Raw genomic sequence first — 16,187 nt, forward strand, 5'->3', positions numbered from 1 at the left:
AGCCTTATTCTTCCTCGTCGTCGATGAGGTCGCCGCTGAGCTCGTCGGCGCGCAACTGCGCCGAGGCCAGGTCGATCGTGCCCTCGTAGATCGAGCGGCCGCAGATGACGCCCTCGATGCCCTCGTCCTGCACCGCGCACAGCGCTTCGACGTCGGCCAGGTTGTGCAGGCCGCCGGAGGCGATGACCGGGATCTTGACCGCCTGCGCCAGCTTGACGGTGGCGTCGATGTTGACGCCGCCCATCATGCCGTCGCGGCCGATGTCGGTGTAGATGATCGCTTCGACGCCGTAGGCCTCGAATTTCTTGGCCAGGTCGATCACCTCGTGGCCGGACATCTTGCTCCAGCCGTCGGTGGCGACCTTGCCGTCCTTGGCGTCGAGGCCGACGATGATGTGGCCCGGGAAGGCGCCGCAGGCGTCGTGCAGGAAGCCCGGCTCCTTGACGGCGGCCGTGCCGATGATGACGTAGCTGATGCCGGCGTCGAGGTAGCGCTCGATGGTGTCGAGGTCGCGGATGCCGCCGCCCAGCTGGACCGGAATCTCGTCGAGGCCGTTTTCCTCGGCGTACTCCTGCACCACCTTCAGGATCGCCTTGACGGCGCCCTCGTTCTTCGGCTTGCCCGCGAAGGCGCCGTTCAGATCGACCAGATGCAGGCGGCGCGCGCCCTGCTTCAGCCAATGCAAAGCCATGTCGGCCGGATCTTCGGAGAATACGGTGGCGAGTTCCATATCGCCTTGTTTCAAGCGAACGCAGTGACCGTCTTTGAGGTCGATGGCAGGAATGAGCAGCATGATGGTTTTAAGTGTGAGAAAGTGAAAGGTTCGAGGTTACAAGCCAGGGCGATAGGCGATCAAGGATTCCAGTGAACGAAGTTCTTGTACAACTGCAGTCCGGTCGCGGCGCTTTTCTCCGGATGGAACTGTGTGGCAAAAATATTATCACGAGCGACGGCGCAACTGAACGGCGCACCGTAGACGGTGGTGCCGACGGTGTGCGCGCTGTGCTCCGGCTGGGCGAAATAACTGTGCACAAAATAGAAATAACTGTTGTCGGCGATTTCGCTCCACATTGGGTGGGACGCGTTTTGCCGGACTTGGTTCCAGCCCATCTGCGGCACCTTGAAGCGCGAGCCGTCCTCCTGCAACTGGCCGTCGAGCTGGAAGCGCACCACCTTGCCCGGCAGCAGGCCCAGGCCGGCGGCCCCGCCCTCCTCGCTGGCGTCGAACAGCATCTGTTCGCCGATGCACACGCCCAGCAGCGGCTTGTTGCGGGCGGCCACCATCAGCGCCTCCTGCACGCCCGATTCGCGCAGGCTGCGCATGCAGTCCGGCATCGCGCCCTGGCCCGGCAGCACGATGCGGTCGGCGCCCTCGATATCGGCCACTTCGCCCGAGATCAGGACGTCGGCCTCGGGGGCGACGGCGCGCAGCGCTTGCGCGACCGAACGCAGATTACCCATTCCGTAATCAACTACGACAATTTTTTTCATAATCTTGGTGTGTAAGCCGGTTGTGCCCTTACAGGCTGCCCTTGGTCGACGGAATGGTGCCGGCGGCGCGCGGGTCCAGCTCGGACGCCATGCGCAGCGCGCGGCCGAAGGCCTTGAACACGGTTTCGCATTGATGGTGCGCGTTGGTGCCGCGCAGGTTGTCGATGTGCAAGGTCACCAGCGCGTGGTTGACGAAGCCGCGGAAAAATTCCAGGGTCAGGTCGACGTCGAAGGTGCCGATCATCGCGCGCGTGAACGGGATATGGTATTCGATGCCCGGACGGCCGGAGAAATCGAGCACCACGCGCGACAGCGCCTCGTCCAGCGGCACGTACGAGTGGCCGTAGCGGACGATGCCCTTGCGGTCGCCGATGGCCTTGGCCACGGCCATGCCCAGCGTGATGCCGACGTCCTCCACCGTGTGGTGGTTGTCGATGTGGATGTCGCCGGTGGCTTCGACGTCGAGGTCGAACAGGCCGTGGCGGGCGATCTGGTCCAGCATGTGGTCGAGGAAGGGCACGCCGGTGTTCAGCTTTTGCTTGCCGGTGCCGTCGAGATTGATGGAAACGCGGACTTGCGTCTCGTTGGTGTTGCGGATGATTTCTGCGGTGCGGTTCATGAAGGGCTCGGTGGCGGTGATTTAAGCTGCAAGCGATGCGGATAAGGCATCCAGGAAGGCGGCGTTCTCTTCCGGTGTGCTGACCGTGACACGTAAACAATTGGCCATCACGGTATCCATTTTACTCATATTTTTAATTAATACCTTGTGGGACAGTAGTTTCGCATAGGCATCATCGGCATTTGGCACCCGAATCAAGATAAAATTCGCCGCCGACGGAAACACCTCGACCCCCGGCATGGCGGCCAGCGCGGCCATCAGATCGGTCCGTGCGGCGCGCAAAGCGGCCGCCTGCTGGTTCAGCACGTCCAGATGGTCGAGCGCGAATTCGGCCGCCGTCTGGGTCAGCACGTTGATGTTGTAAGGAGGCCGCACTTTGTCGAATTGCTCGAGCAATTTCGGCGCGGCCGACATGTAGCCGAGGCGGATGCCGGCCAAACCGAGCTTGGACACCGTGCGCATGACGATCAGGTTGTCGAACTCCGGCAGACGGTCCATGAAGGTTTTCTGGGCGAACGGCTCGTAGGCCTCGTCGACCACGGCCAGGCCGAAACCATCCAATGCCTTGATGATGGCGACGATATCGTCGTCCGAGAACAGGTTGCCGGTCGGGTTGTTCGGATACGACAGGAACACCAGCGCAGGCTTGTGTTTTTCGATCGCCGCCAGCATGGCCGGCATGTCGAGCGTCAGGTCGGCCTTGACCGACACGCCGACATAGTCCATGCCGGCGAATCTGGTCGAACGCGAATACATGACGAACGACGGTGTCGGCGAGATGGCGACGGCGCGGCGGTCCTGGTGGGCGCAGGCCATGCACAGGATCGAAATCAGCTCGTCGGAGCCGTTGCCCAGCATGACATCGTAGCCGGCCGGGATGCCCAGCTTGGCGCGGATGCGCTCCTTGGTGCTTTCGTAGGAGGCGACCGGGTAGCGGTTCAGGGTGACGTCGGCCAGGCGCCGGGCCAGTTCGCGCGTCAGATGCTCTGGCAGGTGGTAAGGGTTCTCCATCGCATCCAGCTTGATAAAACCGCTCGCGTCGGCGACGTGGTAGCCGGCTACGGCGCGCACATCGGAACGGATGGTGGTGTTGATCAGGGTGTCGATGGAAGACATCTTACGTGGGCTCCTAGGTGGTTGTTGCGGTGCGTTTCACCGCGGGTTTTTTACTGCTTTTGGGGACGGGCTTCTTCTTTTCGGGCGGTGGCGGCAAATCCGCCGCCGCGATGCGTTCGGCGATGATGGCGCAGTAATCGGGATTCAACTCGAAGCCGACGAAATTTCGCCCGCAGCGCTTGGCGGCGATCGCCGTCGTGCCGCTGCCCATGAACAGGTCCAGCACCACGCCGTCCGGAGGGCACGAAGCCTTGAGCATGCGCTCGATGATCTCCAGCGGCTTTTGCGTCGGATGGTCGGCGCGCTCGGGATGCTCGCGGTGCAGACGCGACACGCTCCACAAATCCTTGGGGTTGTAGCCCACCTCCAGCCATTTGGCGCCGACGAAAATCGAGCGCGAACGGGCTTTCTTGGTCTCGGCGTCGTACGGAATGCGCACCGCGTCCAGATCGAAGTAGTAATCCTTGCGGCGCACGAAAAAGCCGATGGTGTCGTGCACCGACGAATAACTGCGCACGCTGCCGCCCATCGACGGCACCCGGCGGTCCCAGATAATCTCGTTCATCATCGTCATGCGCTTTTTCAGCAGCACGAAGATCTCCGGCGAAAAACGCCAGGTCAGGAAGATATACAGGCTGCCGTTGGGTTTCAGCTTGGGCAGCGCGGCGTCGATCCATTGCTCGGTCCAGCGCAGGTATTCCTCCACCGTCTGCGAGTCGGAATCGTTGCCGTAGTCCTTGCCCAGGTTGTAGGGCGGATCGGTCAGGATCAAATCGATGGAACCATCCGGAATGCGCGCCAGTCCGGCCAGCGCATCCTCGCAGAAGACCTGGTTGATCCAGGTCTCCTTGCTGTCCATGGCCACGGCCACGGTCATCGCGGCGTCTTCAAACGCAGTTCGGCGCTGCGGGCGTGGGCTTGCAGGCCTTCGCCGTAGGCCAGTTCGGCCGCGACCTTGCCCAGGGTTTGCGCGCCCGCCTCGCTGACCATGATCACGGACGAGCGCTTCTGGAAATCGTAGACGCCCAGCGGCGACGAGAAGCGCGCGGTGCGCGACGTCGGCAGCACGTGGTTCGGGCCGCAGCAGTAGTCGCCCAGCGACTCGGACGAGAAGCGGCCCAGGAACATGGCGCCGGCGTGGCGGATCTTGTCGGCCCACTGCTGTGGGTTCTCGGCCGAGATTTCCAGGTGTTCGGCGGCGATCGAATTGGCGATGGCGCAGGCCTCGTCCATGTCGCGCACCTTGACCAGCGCGCCGCGGTCGGTCAGCGAGGTGCGGATGGTTTCGTGGCGCGGCATCGTCGGCAACAGCTTGTTGATGCTTTGCTCGACCTTGGCGATGTAATCGGCGTCGGGGCACAGCATGATGGCTTGCGCCAGTTCGTCGTGCTCGGCCTGCGAGAACAGGTCCATCGCCACCCAGTCCGGATCGGTGGTGCCGTCGCAAACGATCAGGATCTCGGACGGGCCGGCGATCATGTCGATGCCGACGATGCCGAACACGCGGCGCTTGGCGGCGGCCACGTAGGCGTTGCCCGGGCCGACGATCTTGTCCACGGGCTGTATGGTTTCGGTGCCGTGGGCCAGCGCGCCGACGGCTTGCGCGCCGCCGATGGTGATCACGCGGGTGACGCCGGCGATGGCGGCGGCGGCCAGCACCATCTGGTTCTTCACGCCGTCCGGGGTCGGCACGACCATGATGATTTCCTCGACGCCGGCGACGTGCGCCGGGATCGCGTTCATCAGCACCGACGACGGATAGGCGGCCTTGCCGCCCGGGACGTAGATGCCGACCCGGTCGAGCGGGGTGATTTTCTGGCCCAGCACCGTGCCATCCGGTTCGGTGTAGGTGAAGCCTTGCAACTCCTGCTTCTGGCGCTCGTGGAACACGCGGATGCGCTGGGCGGCCACTTGCAGCGCCTCGCGCTGGGCGGCCGGAATCGCGGCCAGCGCGGCCTGCAGTTCGGATTCCGGAATGTCGAAGGCGGCCATGCTGGCGGCGCCGCCGTCCGGAATGCGGTCGAAGCGGTTGGTGTATTCCAGCACGGCGGCGTCGCCGCGCGCCTTGACGTCGGCCAGGATGCCGGCCACCGCGCGCTCGATGGCGTCGTCGGTGCCCGCTTCAAACGCCAGCAGGGTGTCCAGTGACTTTTTGAAATCGGCTTGGGTGGAATCGAGCTTGGTGATTTGAATCGGCATGATGGAATCCGTGGTTACAGCTTGTTCATAACTTCGAGGCGCGTTCGAACGCTTCGATGATCGGTTGCAGACGCTCGCGCTTGAGCTTCAACGCGGCCTGGTTGACGATCAGGCGCGACGAGATGTCCATGATGGCTTCGACTTCGACCAGGTCGTTGGCGCGCAGCGTGTTGCCGGTGCTGACCACGTCGACGATGGCGTCAGACAGGCCGACCAGCGGCGCCAGCTCCATCGAACCGTAAAGTTTGATCAGATCGACGTGCACGCCCTTCTTGGCGAAGTGCTCGCGCGCGGTCTGCACGAACTTGGTGGCCACGCGCAGGCGCGCGCCCTGGCGCACGGCCGTCTCGTAGTCGAAGCCGTTCTTGACGGCGACCGACATGCGGCAGGCCGCGATGTTCAAGTCGATCGGCTGGTACAAGCCCTCGCCGCCGTGCTCCAGCAGCACATCCTTGCCGGCCACGCCGAAGTCCGCCGCGCCGTGCTGCACGTAGGTCGGCACGTCGGTGGCGCGCACGATGATGACGCGCACGTCGGGATCGTTGGTCGACAGGATCAGCTTGCGCGAGGTCTCGGGGTTCTCGGTGACGGTGATGCCCGCCGCTTCCAGCAGCGGCAGGGTGTCCTCGAAAATACGTCCCTTCGACAGCGCCAGGATCAGCTGCGAATTAGCTTGGAATGCGCTCATGTTGACTTAATCCGGGTTACTTGATGCGTTTAATGTTGGCACCGACGGCGGACAGCTTCACTTCCATCTGGTCGTAGCCGCGGTCGAGGTGGTAGATGCGGTCGATCAGCGTCTCGCCGCGCGCGGCCAGCGCCGCGATCACCAGCGAGGCCGAGGCGCGCAGGTCGGTCGCCATCACCGGCGCGCCCACCAGCTGCGCGACGCCTTTGATGAAGGCGGTGTTGCCGTCGGTCTCGATGGACGCGCCCAGGCGGTTCATCTCCTGCACGTGCATGAAGCGGTTTTCGAAAATGGTCTCGGTCACGCGGCTCGGGCCCGAGGCGATGGTGTTGACCGCCATGAACTGCGCCTGCATGTCGGTCGGGAAGCCCGGGTATTCGGTGGTGCGGAAGGTGACCGGCTCCGGGCGCTGGTCCATCTGGGCGCGGATCCAGTTGTCGCCGACGGTCATCTTCAGGCCCACTTCGCGCAGCTTGTCGAGCGCCGCGTCCATGATATCGACGCGCGTGTTGCGGATCGTGATGTCCCCACCGGTTGCGGCCACCGCGCACAGGAAGGTCGCCGCCTCGATGCGGTCGGAGATGACGGCGTGTTTGGCGCCGTGCAAAGCTTCAACGCCCTGGATCACCAGGCGGTCGGTGCCGATGCCTTCGATCTTCGCGCCCATGGCCACCAGCAGGTTGGCCAAGTCGGTCACTTCCGGCTCGCGCGCGGCGTTTTCCAGGACCGTCTCGCCCTCGGCCAGGGTGGCGGCCATCAGCAGGTTCTCGGTGCCGGTCACGGTGATCATGTCGGTGACGATGCGCGCGCCCTTGAGCTTTTTGCACTTGGCGTAGATGTAGCCGGCGTCGATGGTGATCTCGGCGCCCAGCGCCTGCAGACCCTTGATGTGCTGGTCGACCGGGCGCGAGCCGATCGCGCAACCGCCCGGCAGCGACACCTTGGCTTCGCCGAAGCGCGCCAGCAGGGGGCCGAGCACCAGGATCGAGGCGCGCATGGTTTTCACCAGCTCATACGGCGCTTCCAGCTTGTCGATGTTGGCGCCGTTGAGGGTGACGGCGTCGCCGTCCTGCTTGACCTGCAGGCCGGTTTCCTTCAGCAGCTTGAGCATCGTGGCGACGTCGTGCAGGTGCGGCACGTTGGTCAGTTCCAGATCGCCGGCGGTCAACAGGCCCGCGCACAGGATGGGCAGCGCCGCGTTCTTGGCGCCGGAGATGTTGATGTCGCCGTGCAGGCGGTTGCCGCCTTGGATGAGGAGCTTGTCCATGCTTATCCTTTGTATTCTTCAGGGGTGAGGGTTTTCATCGACAGCGCGTGGATCTCTTCGCGCATGCGGTCGCCCAGCGCGGCGTAGACGATCTGGTGGCGCTGGATCGGACGCTTGCCGGCGAACGCCGGGGAAACGATCACGGCCTGGAAGTGCTGGCCGTCGCCCTCCACTTCGAGGTGGGTGCATTCGAGGCCGGCGGAGATGTAGCCGTGGATCAGTTCTGGAGTGGTGGTCATGATGAATCCTTAAATAACGAGGCTTAGTGGCGTAAACGATAGCCGCTGCGCAGAAGACGAATGGCGGCCAGCGACAGCACCACCAGGAAGGCCGAGACGATGGCAAGGCTGGTCCATGGATTGGTGTCGGACTGGCCGAAGAAGCCGTAGCGGAAGCCGTCGATCATGTAGAAGAACGGGTTCAAATGCGACACCGCCAGCCAGAACGGCGGCAGCGAGTGGATCGAGTAGAACACGCCGGACAGGAAGGTCAGCGGCATGATCAGGAAGTTCTGGAACGCCGCCAACTGGTCGAACTTCTCGGCCCAGATGCCGGCGATCAGGCCCATGGTGCCGAGGATGGCGGCGCCCAGCAGCGCGAACACGATGATCCACAGCGGCGCGGTGAACGACATGTGGGCGAACCAGGCGGTGGCCGCGAACACGCCGAAGCCGACCACCAGGCCGCGCACCATCGACGCCAGCACGTAGGCGGAGAAGATCTCCCAGTGCGACAGGGGCGTGAGCAGCACGAACACCAGGTTGCCGGTGATCTTGGACTGGATCAGCGACGACGACGAGTTGGCGAAGGCGTTCTGCAAAACGCTCATCATCACCAGGCCGGGGATCAGGAACGAGGTGTAGCTGACGCCCTCGTACACCTGCACCCGGCCTTCGAGCACGTGGCCGAAGATCATCAGGTACAGCAGGGCGGTCAGGATCGGCGCGGCGATGGTTTGCGTGGCCACCTTCCAGAAGCGCAGCGTCTCCTTGTAGACCAGGGTGCGGAAACCGCTCGAGATGAAGTTCATACGGTCCCCTTGTCCATGATCTGCAGGAAGATGTCTTCCAGGTCGGCCTGCTGCAGCTGCATGTCGTCGATGACGGCGCCGGATTCGCGCAGGCGGGCCAGGATGCCCTCGACCTCCGAATACTCGTTGATGCGCAGGCTGTATTTGCGGCCGTGGTCGGAGGCCTCCGGATGGGTCACCAGAGGCTTCAAGTCCTCCGGCAGCTCGCCGTGCGTCATGTTGACGATCAACTGCGAGCCGGAGATGCGGCGGATCAGCGCCGCCATCGTGTCCAGCGCGACGACCTTGCCGCCCTTGAGCATGGCCACGCGCTTGCACATGGCTTGCGCCTCCTCCAGGTAGTGGGTGGTCAGCACCACCGTGTGGCCCTCGCGGTTCAGGCGCGAGATGAACTTCCACAAGGTCTGGCGCAGTTCGACGTCGACGCCGGCGGTCGGCTCGTCGAGCACGATGACGGGCGGCTTGTGCACCAGCGCCTGCGCCACCAGCACGCGGCGCTTCATGCCGCCCGACAGCGCGCGCATATTGGTGTCGGCCTTGTTGGTCAGGTCGAGATTGTGCATCACCTCGTCGATCCAGGCGTCGTTATTGGGCAGGCCGAAGTAGCCCGACTGCAGCCGCAAGGTCTCGCGCACGGTGAAGAAGGGATCGAACACCAGCTCCTGCGGCACCACGCCGAGCTTGCGGCGCGCCTCGCGGAAGTCGCCGGTGACATCGTGGCCGTGGATGGCGACTTTGCCGGCGTCGGGCCGGATCAAGCCGGCGATGATGGAGATCAGCGTGGTTTTGCCGGCGCCGTTGGGGCCCAGCAGGCCGAAGAACTCTCCCTCCTCGATCGAGAGGGAGACGCCGCCCAGTGCCTGGAGCGACTTGTAGCGCTTCTCGACATTCGTTATTTGGATCGCTGTCATGCTTGACTTATCAGTTGTGTGCGGCGGCGTGGGCCGGCGCGGAATGGGGCGGAAGGTATAACCAGGCGCCACGGCTCTTAGGCGGTGGCAACGTTCAATTATATTGGAAATCTGCTTCGGCAGAGCCGGATGGGCAATAACCGGGGATAACTTAGAGGTACGACAGGCGGCGGGGTGGGGCGGGGGTCAATGATGGTGGTGCAGGTCGGCAGGCGCGTCGGCCTGGCCGGCGCAGGCTTGCGCGGGATCGCTTTGCTCGGGGAACACCAGCGCGCAGACGCCGTACAGCTTGGTCAAGCTTTGCAGCGCGGGTGGCAGGTTCTTCAGTTCCAGCTTGACGCCGGCCTCGCTGGCGGCGCGTTGCCAAGCCAGCAAGACCGAAACGGCCACCGAATCGACCGTCAACACGTGGCGCAGATCGAACACCGTCTGGCCGGCCTTGATGGCCGCCAGGCCGCGCTCCAGCGCCGCGGTGGCGTTGAGCACGGTCAGGGACGTGAGCGATTGCAGGTTGTCGGTCGGTTCGGACATGGTCGTTATTTCCGGTAAAAGCTTATTTTGCCGTAGTTTTCAAAGGTTTGCTCGCCAGCGACTGGTTTTTCGCGGTCAGGGTCTTGATCAGGCCGTCGATGCCGCCCTTGCTGATCTCCGACGCGAACGTGCCCTTGTAGGTTTCCACCAGCCAGGCGCCCATGACGTTGATGTCATAGATCTTCCAGCCGGCGGCGGCCTTGGCCACGCGGTAGTTCAGCGTGATCGGCTCGCCACGGGTCATGTTGACCTTCGAGCGCACTTCCACCTCGGTGTCCGACGGGTCGGCGCGCAGCGGCTGGAAGTCCACGGTTTCGTTCTTGATCTGCGACAGCGCGCCCGAGTAAGTGTAGATCAGCAGGGTGCGGAACTGTTCCGACAGCTGCTTTTTCTGCTCGGGGGTGGCGTCGCGCCAGAAACGGCCGGCCGCCAGCGAGGTCATGCGGTCCGAGTCGACGTACGGCAGGATCTTGGTCTCGACCAGCTGCATGACTTTCTTGGTGTCGCCGGCCTGGATCGCCTTGTCGGACTTGGCGGTCTCGATGACGTCCTGGCTGATGCGCTTGACCAGCGCGTCCGGCGCCTCGTTGGCGGGACCGGCGGCGTGGGCGTTGAAGGCCAGCGAGACGGTGGCGATGGCTAACAGTTGTTTGAACAATTTCATCTTTTATCTACCTATGTGGGTTCTTCGGGGTCACAGGCTGGCGTCGCTCGCAGCCGGCGTACCGGAGTTTAACTCCTTGGGTGCCGATTCGGATGACACGGTTGCGGAATTTTCCGCAGACTTCGCTTCGGAAGGCGCCGGCGCGGTCGCTTGCGGCGTCACCGGCGCGGCCGGCGCGGCGTCCGGCTTGGCCGCGGGCGCGCCCTCGTCGTTCGCTGGATCTTGCTTCTTGGAATTGCTTGGGCCGTCGCCGTCCGGATGGATCAGGCTTTCGCGGCGCTGCAGGTAGCCGTCGCGGATGAACTCGTAGCGGTCCAGCGCGGCGTCTTCCAGCATGCTGGTGGCGTCGAGCAGGCTGGCGCGGGTATCGATCAGGTTGACGCCGGTGCCGATGTTACGCACGTGGACCGGGTCCTTGTAGCGCCAGATGTTGCCGGCGAAGTCGGCCGGCAGCGCCACGGTGTCGCGCACCGTCGATGGGCCCAGCAGCGGCAGCATCAGGTAGGGACCGGACGACACGCCCCAGGTGCCCAGGGTCTGGCCGAAGTCTTCCTTGTGCTTTTGCAAGCCTGCCTCGGAGGCGATGTCGAACAGGCCCAGGATGCCCAGGGTCGAGTTCAGCGCGAAGCGGGTGATGTCGGTCATGCCGGCCTCGCCCTTGCCTTGCAGCAGGTTGTTGACGGCGGTCCAGGCGTCGCCCAGGTTGCCGAAGAAGTTGCCGACGCCGGTCTGCACGAACGATGGCGTAACGTCGCGGTACACCGTCGCAACGGGCTTCAACGCGTAGGTATCGACGGTGTCGTTGAACGAGAACACGGCGCGGTTGTAGCTTTCGTACGGGTCGCGCGGATTGGGGCCGGCGCAGCCGGCCAGCATCAAGGTGACGCCCAGCGCCAGCGCGGCCTGGCGGAAGTGTTTCGGGGTGCTAGACATTTATTCTTCCTTTTTTCCTTCGGCGGCCTTGCTGTAGATGAACTGATTGATCAGGTCTTCCAGCACGGCGGCCGATTGGGTTCGTGCGATTTTGTCACCGGCGGCCAAATTGTTGGTGTCGCCGCCGGCCTCGATGCCTACGTATTGCTCGCCCAGCAGACCGGCCGTCAGAATTTTGGCGGAGCTGTCCTTAGGGAATTTATAACCTTCTTCCATATTCAAGGTTACCAGCGCCTGGTAACTCTTGTCATCAAACTTGATCTCGCCGACGCGGCCGATCACCACGCCCGACGCCTTGACCGCCGCCTGCGGACGCAGGCTGCCGATGTTGTCGAACTTGGCCGTGATCGGATACGTTTTGCCAAAGGACATGGAACCCATGTTGCCGGCTTTCAGCGCCAAGAACATCAGCGCGGCCACGCCGATGACGATGAACAGACCGACCCAGACATCCAGTGATTTACGTTGCATAGCTATCCTCGCGTAATACTACTAAGTATTCTTTAATATTGTTTTACTTGCTGAACATCAAGGCGGTCAGCATGAAATCGAGCCACCAGATCATCAGCGATGAGATCACGACCGTGCGGGTGGTGGCGCGCGCCACGTCTTCCGGCGTCGGCTGGGTCTGATAACCCTGGTACAGCGCGATAAAGGTGATGGCGATGCCGAACACCACGCTTTTGACGAAGCCGTTGAAGATATCCTTCCAGATATCGACGCCGCCCTGCATCTGGGACCAGAAGGCGCCGTCGTCGACCCCGATCAACTGCACGCCGACCAGCCAGCCGCCCATGACGCCGACGGCGCTGAACACCGACGCCAGCAACGGCACCGAGATCACGCCGGCCCAGAAACGGGGCGCCAGCACGCGCTGGATCGGGTTGACGGCCATCATCTCCATCGCCGACAACTGCTCGCCGGCCTTCATCAGGCCGATTTCCGCCGTCAGCGAGGTGCCGGCGCGGCCGGCGAACAACAGCGCGGTGATGACCGGGCCCAGTTCGCGCGTCAGGCCCAGCGCCACCAGCAGGCCGAGCGACTGCTCGGCGCCGTACTTATTCAGCGTGTAATATCCCTGCAGGCCCAGCACCATGCCGACGAACAGGCCGGACAGGGTGATGATCAGCATCGAATAGTTGCCGATGAAATGCAGCTGCTCGATCAGCAGGCGCGGGCGGCGCAGCAGCCCGGGCGACAAGCGCAGCATATTAAGGAACAGGCGCGCGCCGTAACCGATGCTTTCGATGTAATCGCGCAGCGGCGCGCCCAGCTGGGACAACCAATTTCTTACAGTCATGCTTTCCCCCCCAGGCCCAGATCATCGGCCAGGGACTTGCCTGGATAGTGGAACGGCACCGGGCCGTCCGCTTCGGCGTTGACGAACTGGTGCACGTACGGATCGGTCGACACCATCATGTCGGCCGGCGTGCCGTGCGCGACGATCTTGCCCTGCGACAGGAAGTAGACGTAATCGGCGATGGCGAAGCATTCCTTGACGTCGTGCGAGACCAGCACCGTGGTCGAGCCGAGCGCGGTGTTGAGGTTGCGGATCAGGTTGGCGGTGACGCCCATCGAGATCGGGTCGAGGCCGGCGAACGGCTCGTCGTACAGGATCAGTTCCGGGTCGAGCGCGATCGAGCGCGCCAGCGCGACGCGGCGCGCCATGCCGCCGGAGATCTCGGCCGGTTTCAATTTGGCGGCGTTGCGCAGGCCGACCGCGTGCAGCTTCATCAGCACGAGGTTGCGGATCAGCTCTTCCGGCAGATCGGTGTGCTCGCGCAGCGGGAAGGCGACGTTTTCAAAGACGGTGAGGTCGGTAAAGAGCGCGCCATGCTGGAACAGCATGCCCATTTTGCGCCGCAGCAGATACAAGCCGGCGGTATTCAACTTGTGCACAACCTGGCCCTGGACTTTCACCTGGCCTTTTTGCGGGCGGATCTGGCCGCCGATCAGTCGCAATACCGTCGTCTTGCCGCTGCCCGAACCGCCCATCACTGCGATCACTTTCCCGCGCGGGAAATCCATCTGGAGGCCCGACAAGATCGAGCGCTTTCCATAGGAAAAGTGTAAATCACGGATTTCGACAAGATTAGGCACGACTGAACTCATTATTTTTAATGCCGTATTGTAGTGCAGAAAGGTTAATCTCTGCTGGAGACGGCCCGATTCCGGGCCGTTGGCGCTATGGTGCGTGGCAGATAATACAACACTACTGAATCTCAAGTCAGCAATTTACACCAGGCATGAAATGTTACATTGGTGCGGCGCGGTAGCCAGTATGCGGGCAAAACTCTTACCGGATTCTGACTGACTGTTAATAAACAACCGTGCGGGCCAGCACATTGGCCCCGATTTGGCATCGCGGCCGGGTCGGGCTGGAAAGAACGGCTCAGGCGCCGTTCATGCGCTCGAACAGCGCCTCGCCCATCTTGCGCGAGCCCGCCGACAGGCCGACCAGCACCTCGTCGCGCCCGTCCTCCAACTGGAGCAGCGCCTCCGTGGCGAACGCTTCCGGCGACATCATCGGCTGGCCGCTGGCGGCGCCACTGCGCGTCCCCCCGCCCAGGCCGGTGTCGACGATGGGCGGCGCCATCTCCACCACGCCCACGCCGGTGGTTTTGAGCTGGTGGCGCAAGGTGAGCGTGAACGAATGCATGGCCGCCTTGGTGGCGCAATAGACGGGGATGTCGGCCAGCGGCGCGAACGCCAGGCCCGAGCTGACGTTGACGATGGTCGCCGTCGGCTGCCGTGATAGCAGGGGCAGCAGCTCGCCGATCAAGCGCACCGGCGCGGTGAAGTTGGTCGCCACCTCCTGCTCCAGATGGTCGAACGCGCCGGCCTCTTGATAGTTCCGGCGGTATTGCACGCCGGCGTTGTTGATCACCACGTTCAGTGCGGGATGGTTGGCGCCCAGCCAGTCCACCATCGCCCGGCGGCTGGCGTCGTCGGTGATGTCGCAGACGCGGGTGATCAGGGCCGGCACTTGCGCCTGCGCCTGGCGCAGCGACGCTTCGCCGCGTCCGCAGATGATGACCTGGTTGCCGCGCTCGGCGAGTTGCCGCGCCAGCGCGAAGCCGATGCCGGCGGCGGCGCCGGTGATGAGGATGGTATTAGATGTCAGATGCATGTCGACGCTCCTTCTTGGTTGAAAACGGGAAGGTGTGCCGACGAGGACGAGGGTTTTCCGCGGGCACACCTGAACCACCGGCAAGCCGGTGCAGGTGTCGCGGATACCCTGTTGGGAAAAGCAGCCGCCCTTGGGGAGGGACGGTGACCGGGCTACCATCGGGTCTGCGCTCTTTCGACGGAGAAAATGGTAGCACGCCGCCTCCCGCGCGGCAAGCCGCCCGCCGCCACAAAAAACGCGGGGGTTACAGGGCGGCAGGGAGCTGCTCGACCAGCGCGTCGATCGCCAGTCGCAGGCGCAGCGGCATGTGCGGGGTGCCGGGCCAGACGGCGTAGCAATCCATCGTGGCGCCCGGCAGATCGTCGAGCACGCTGATCAGGCGGCCGTCGCGCAGCCGCTCGCGCACCAGCCATTCGGGCAGCCAGGCCAGTCCGAGGCCGGCGGTGGCCGCGTCCGCGATGGCCTCGAGGTCGTCGAGCTGCAGGCGCGAGGCCAGCGGCGTATCGACGATGCGCCCGCTGGCGTCGGCCAACTGCCACACGTTGACGCGGTCGCCACGCCGGTACTGCAGGATGCTGTGCGCGGCCAGGCCGGCCGCGTCGCGCGGCGCGCCGTGGGCGGCCAGGTAGGCCGGCGACGCGCATACGCGCTTGCGCTGCACCACCAGCTTGCGCGCGCGCAGCCCATCGCTGTCGGCGCCCAGCACGCCGCTGCGGACGGCCAGGTCGAAGCCTTCGGCCAGCACGTCCACCGGACGGTCGCTGAAACTCAGATATAGGTCCAGCGCCGGATGCCGACGCGCCAACTCCAGCAGGATGGGCGCGACGCAATGGCGGCCGAACAGCACCGGCATCGACACCCGCAGCCGGCCCGCCACTTCGTGCCGCCCGGACCGCATCTGCGCCTCGGCCGCGCGCATCGCCGCCAGCGCGCGCTGGCAGTGCTCGTAGTAGATCTGGCCGTCCTCGGTCAGGCTCTGCACGCGCGCGGCGCGGTGGAACAGGCGCGCGCCCAGCCGCGCTTCGAGCCGCGCCATGGCCTTGCCCACCGCCGAGCGCGTCAGGCCCAGGTGCTCGGCGGCGCGCGCCAGCCCGCCCAGGCGCACCACCTCGACGAACACCGTGATGCCGTCCAGACGCTCCTGACCGGCCGGCAGCGCGTCCAGCTGGATCATCGGGGAATTCAATTCTTCCTTCATCGGAATTTATCTCTACCAAGGATCGTATTTTTCTACTTTAGCATAGCGCCTAGTCGTCGCGGCGGCGTGCCCGCCGACCTCATTCTGCTGATCAAGGAGCCTCACCATGAAACTGCTTTGCCTCGACATTCCCCAGCCCGGCGCCACGATGGAAAAATATCAGCCGCACATGCTCGACGAGGCGCGCCACGCCTGGCAGCTTTACAGGAGCGGCGTCGTGCGCGAGATGTATTTCCGCCAGGACCGTCCGGGCGTGGCCATCATCGCCGAGTGCGAGTCGGTCGAAGCGGCCAGGCAGGCGCTGAGCGAATTCCCGCTCGCGCAGGCCGGCCTGATCGACTGGGACGTCATCCCGCTCGGTCCCTTCCTCAACTGGGAAATGCTGTTCGCACCCGCTAACGCTTAATCAA

The 16,187-nt window shown here is 64.0% G+C and carries 20 protein-coding genes; 1 reads left to right on the forward strand and 19 read right to left on the reverse strand.

Going from position 1 to position 16,187, the window contains the following annotated elements; genetic code table 11:
- Positions 1–4: 4 nt before the first annotated feature.
- The 19 genes from hisA to MRBLMU1_RS24695 form a co-directional block, all read right to left on the reverse strand.
- A complete protein-coding gene (hisA, locus tag MRBLMU1_RS24605) occupies positions 5–793 on the reverse strand; it encodes a 1-(5-phosphoribosyl)-5-[(5-phosphoribosylamino)methylideneamino]imidazole-4-carboxamide isomerase (protein WP_090324511.1) in 789 nt (262 codons plus the stop codon).
- Positions 794–852: 59 nt separating this feature from the next.
- Entirely contained in the window at positions 853–1,491 is a 639-nt protein-coding gene (gene hisH, locus MRBLMU1_RS24610) for an imidazole glycerol phosphate synthase subunit HisH (protein WP_363507161.1), read from the reverse strand.
- 28 nt (positions 1,492–1,519) lie between these two features.
- Positions 1,520–2,110, reverse strand: coding sequence for an imidazoleglycerol-phosphate dehydratase HisB (gene hisB, locus MRBLMU1_RS24615; RefSeq protein WP_090324507.1), 591 nt, complete (start codon positions 2,108–2,110; stop codon positions 1,520–1,522).
- A 21-nt stretch (positions 2,111–2,131) separates the two neighbouring features.
- Complete coding sequence (gene hisC, locus MRBLMU1_RS24620) at positions 2,132–3,226, reverse strand: histidinol-phosphate transaminase (RefSeq protein WP_363507165.1); 1,095 nt, start codon at positions 3,224–3,226, stop codon at positions 2,132–2,134.
- Positions 3,227–3,239: 13 nt separating this feature from the next.
- Positions 3,240–4,103, reverse strand: a complete 864-nt coding sequence (locus MRBLMU1_RS24625) for a DNA-methyltransferase (protein WP_414646114.1) — start codon at positions 4,101–4,103, stop codon at positions 3,240–3,242.
- The gene (gene hisD / locus MRBLMU1_RS24630) at positions 4,100–5,425 is read right to left on the reverse strand and encodes a histidinol dehydrogenase (protein ID WP_363507168.1); all 1,326 of its coding nucleotides are present in this window, start codon (positions 5,423–5,425) and stop codon (positions 4,100–4,102) included. Before hisD ends, MRBLMU1_RS24625 begins: the two co-directional genes overlap by 4 nt.
- A gap of 25 nt (positions 5,426–5,450) precedes the next feature.
- Positions 5,451–6,113, reverse strand: a complete 663-nt coding sequence (gene hisG / locus MRBLMU1_RS24635) for an ATP phosphoribosyltransferase (protein ID WP_209722055.1) — start codon at positions 6,111–6,113, stop codon at positions 5,451–5,453.
- Positions 6,114–6,129: 16 nt separating this feature from the next.
- Positions 6,130–7,380, reverse strand: coding sequence for a UDP-N-acetylglucosamine 1-carboxyvinyltransferase (gene murA / locus MRBLMU1_RS24640; RefSeq protein WP_363507172.1), 1,251 nt, complete (start codon positions 7,378–7,380; stop codon positions 6,130–6,132).
- A gap of 2 nt (positions 7,381–7,382) precedes the next feature.
- Complete coding sequence (locus MRBLMU1_RS24645; protein ID WP_090324494.1) at positions 7,383–7,619, reverse strand: BolA family protein; 237 nt, start codon at positions 7,617–7,619, stop codon at positions 7,383–7,385.
- A gap of 23 nt (positions 7,620–7,642) precedes the next feature.
- A complete protein-coding gene (locus tag MRBLMU1_RS24650; RefSeq protein ID WP_363507175.1) occupies positions 7,643–8,410 on the reverse strand; it encodes an ABC transporter permease in 768 nt (255 codons plus the stop codon).
- Entirely contained in the window at positions 8,407–9,321 is a 915-nt protein-coding gene (locus MRBLMU1_RS24655) for an ABC transporter ATP-binding protein (RefSeq protein WP_363507178.1), read from the reverse strand. Before MRBLMU1_RS24655 ends, MRBLMU1_RS24650 begins: the two co-directional genes overlap by 4 nt.
- A 186-nt stretch (positions 9,322–9,507) precedes the next feature.
- Positions 9,508–9,852 carry an STAS domain-containing protein gene (locus MRBLMU1_RS24660; RefSeq protein WP_090324486.1) on the reverse strand — a complete coding sequence of 115 codons (345 nt, stop codon included), beginning with the start codon at positions 9,850–9,852 and terminating at the stop codon, positions 9,508–9,510.
- Positions 9,853–9,874: 22 nt separating this feature from the next.
- Positions 9,875–10,516, reverse strand: a complete 642-nt coding sequence (locus MRBLMU1_RS24665; RefSeq protein ID WP_363507181.1) for an MlaC/ttg2D family ABC transporter substrate-binding protein — start codon at positions 10,514–10,516, stop codon at positions 9,875–9,877.
- Between the two features lie 30 nt (positions 10,517–10,546).
- Positions 10,547–11,449 (reverse strand): MlaA family lipoprotein, encoded by a 903-nt coding sequence (locus MRBLMU1_RS24670; RefSeq protein WP_363507184.1) that lies wholly within the window; start codon positions 11,447–11,449, stop codon positions 10,547–10,549.
- Entirely contained in the window at positions 11,450–11,920 is a 471-nt protein-coding gene (gene mlaD / locus MRBLMU1_RS24675) for an outer membrane lipid asymmetry maintenance protein MlaD (RefSeq protein ID WP_090324479.1), read from the reverse strand.
- Positions 11,921–11,963: 43 nt separating this feature from the next.
- The gene (gene mlaE / locus MRBLMU1_RS24680; RefSeq protein WP_363507188.1) at positions 11,964–12,749 is read right to left on the reverse strand and encodes a lipid asymmetry maintenance ABC transporter permease subunit MlaE; all 786 of its coding nucleotides are present in this window, start codon (positions 12,747–12,749) and stop codon (positions 11,964–11,966) included.
- Positions 12,746–13,549: an ABC transporter ATP-binding protein gene (locus MRBLMU1_RS24685; protein WP_315216027.1), complete on the reverse strand. Its 804-nt coding sequence runs from the start codon at positions 13,547–13,549 to the stop codon at positions 12,746–12,748. The genes mlaE and MRBLMU1_RS24685 overlap by 4 nt, the downstream gene beginning before the upstream one ends.
- A 292-nt stretch (positions 13,550–13,841) precedes the next feature.
- Positions 13,842–14,579, reverse strand: a complete 738-nt coding sequence (locus tag MRBLMU1_RS24690; RefSeq protein WP_363507191.1) for an SDR family oxidoreductase — start codon at positions 14,577–14,579, stop codon at positions 13,842–13,844.
- Between the two features lie 244 nt (positions 14,580–14,823).
- Positions 14,824–15,777 (reverse strand): LysR family transcriptional regulator, encoded by a 954-nt coding sequence (locus MRBLMU1_RS24695; protein WP_363507194.1) that lies wholly within the window; start codon positions 15,775–15,777, stop codon positions 14,824–14,826.
- Positions 15,778–15,883: 106 nt separating this feature from the next.
- Here MRBLMU1_RS24695 and MRBLMU1_RS24700 point away from each other — a divergent pair, with 106 nt between their 5' ends.
- A complete protein-coding gene (locus tag MRBLMU1_RS24700; protein ID WP_363507197.1) occupies positions 15,884–16,183 on the forward strand; it encodes a superoxide dismutase in 300 nt (99 codons plus the stop codon).
- Positions 16,184–16,187: the final 4 nt, after the last annotated feature.

Source organism: Burkholderia sp. LMU1-1-1.1 (assembly GCF_040675865.1).
In the GTDB taxonomy this organism is placed as follows: domain Bacteria; phylum Pseudomonadota; class Gammaproteobacteria; order Burkholderiales; family Burkholderiaceae_D; genus Rugamonas.

Coding starts and splice junctions, on each gene's coding strand:
- hisA (WP_090324511.1), bottom strand. CDS start 793: ATGCTGCTCATTCCTGCCATCGACCTCAAAGACGGTCACTGCGTTCGC.
- hisH (WP_363507161.1), bottom strand. CDS start 1,491: ATGAAAAAAATTGTCGTAGTTGATTACGGAATGGGTAATCTGCGTTCG.
- hisB (WP_090324507.1), bottom strand. CDS start 2,110: ATGAACCGCACCGCAGAAATCATCCGCAACACCAACGAGACGCAAGTC.
- hisC (WP_363507165.1), bottom strand. CDS start 3,226: ATGTCTTCCATCGACACCCTGATCAACACCACCATCCGTTCCGATGTG.
- MRBLMU1_RS24625 (WP_414646114.1), bottom strand. CDS start 4,103: ATGACCGTGGCCGTGGCCATGGACAGCAAGGAGACCTGGATCAACCAG.
- hisD (WP_363507168.1), bottom strand. CDS start 5,425: ATGCCGATTCAAATCACCAAGCTCGATTCCACCCAAGCCGATTTCAAA.
- hisG (WP_209722055.1), bottom strand. CDS start 6,113: ATGAGCGCATTCCAAGCTAATTCGCAGCTGATCCTGGCGCTGTCGAAG.
- murA (WP_363507172.1), bottom strand. CDS start 7,380: ATGGACAAGCTCCTCATCCAAGGCGGCAACCGCCTGCACGGCGACATC.
- MRBLMU1_RS24645 (WP_090324494.1), bottom strand. CDS start 7,619: ATGACCACCACTCCAGAACTGATCCACGGCTACATCTCCGCCGGCCTC.
- MRBLMU1_RS24650 (WP_363507175.1), bottom strand. CDS start 8,410: ATGAACTTCATCTCGAGCGGTTTCCGCACCCTGGTCTACAAGGAGACG.
- MRBLMU1_RS24655 (WP_363507178.1), bottom strand. CDS start 9,321: ATGACAGCGATCCAAATAACGAATGTCGAGAAGCGCTACAAGTCGCTC.
- MRBLMU1_RS24660 (WP_090324486.1), bottom strand. CDS start 9,852: ATGTCCGAACCGACCGACAACCTGCAATCGCTCACGTCCCTGACCGTG.
- MRBLMU1_RS24665 (WP_363507181.1), bottom strand. CDS start 10,516: ATGAAATTGTTCAAACAACTGTTAGCCATCGCCACCGTCTCGCTGGCC.
- MRBLMU1_RS24670 (WP_363507184.1), bottom strand. CDS start 11,449: ATGTCTAGCACCCCGAAACACTTCCGCCAGGCCGCGCTGGCGCTGGGC.
- mlaD (WP_090324479.1), bottom strand. CDS start 11,920: ATGCAACGTAAATCACTGGATGTCTGGGTCGGTCTGTTCATCGTCATC.
- mlaE (WP_363507188.1), bottom strand. CDS start 12,749: ATGACTGTAAGAAATTGGTTGTCCCAGCTGGGCGCGCCGCTGCGCGAT.
- MRBLMU1_RS24690 (WP_363507191.1), bottom strand. CDS start 14,579: ATGCATCTGACATCTAATACCATCCTCATCACCGGCGCCGCCGCCGGC.
- MRBLMU1_RS24695 (WP_363507194.1), bottom strand. CDS start 15,777: ATGAAGGAAGAATTGAATTCCCCGATGATCCAGCTGGACGCGCTGCCG.
- MRBLMU1_RS24700 (WP_363507197.1), top strand. CDS start 15,884: ATGAAACTGCTTTGCCTCGACATTCCCCAGCCCGGCGCCACGATGGAA.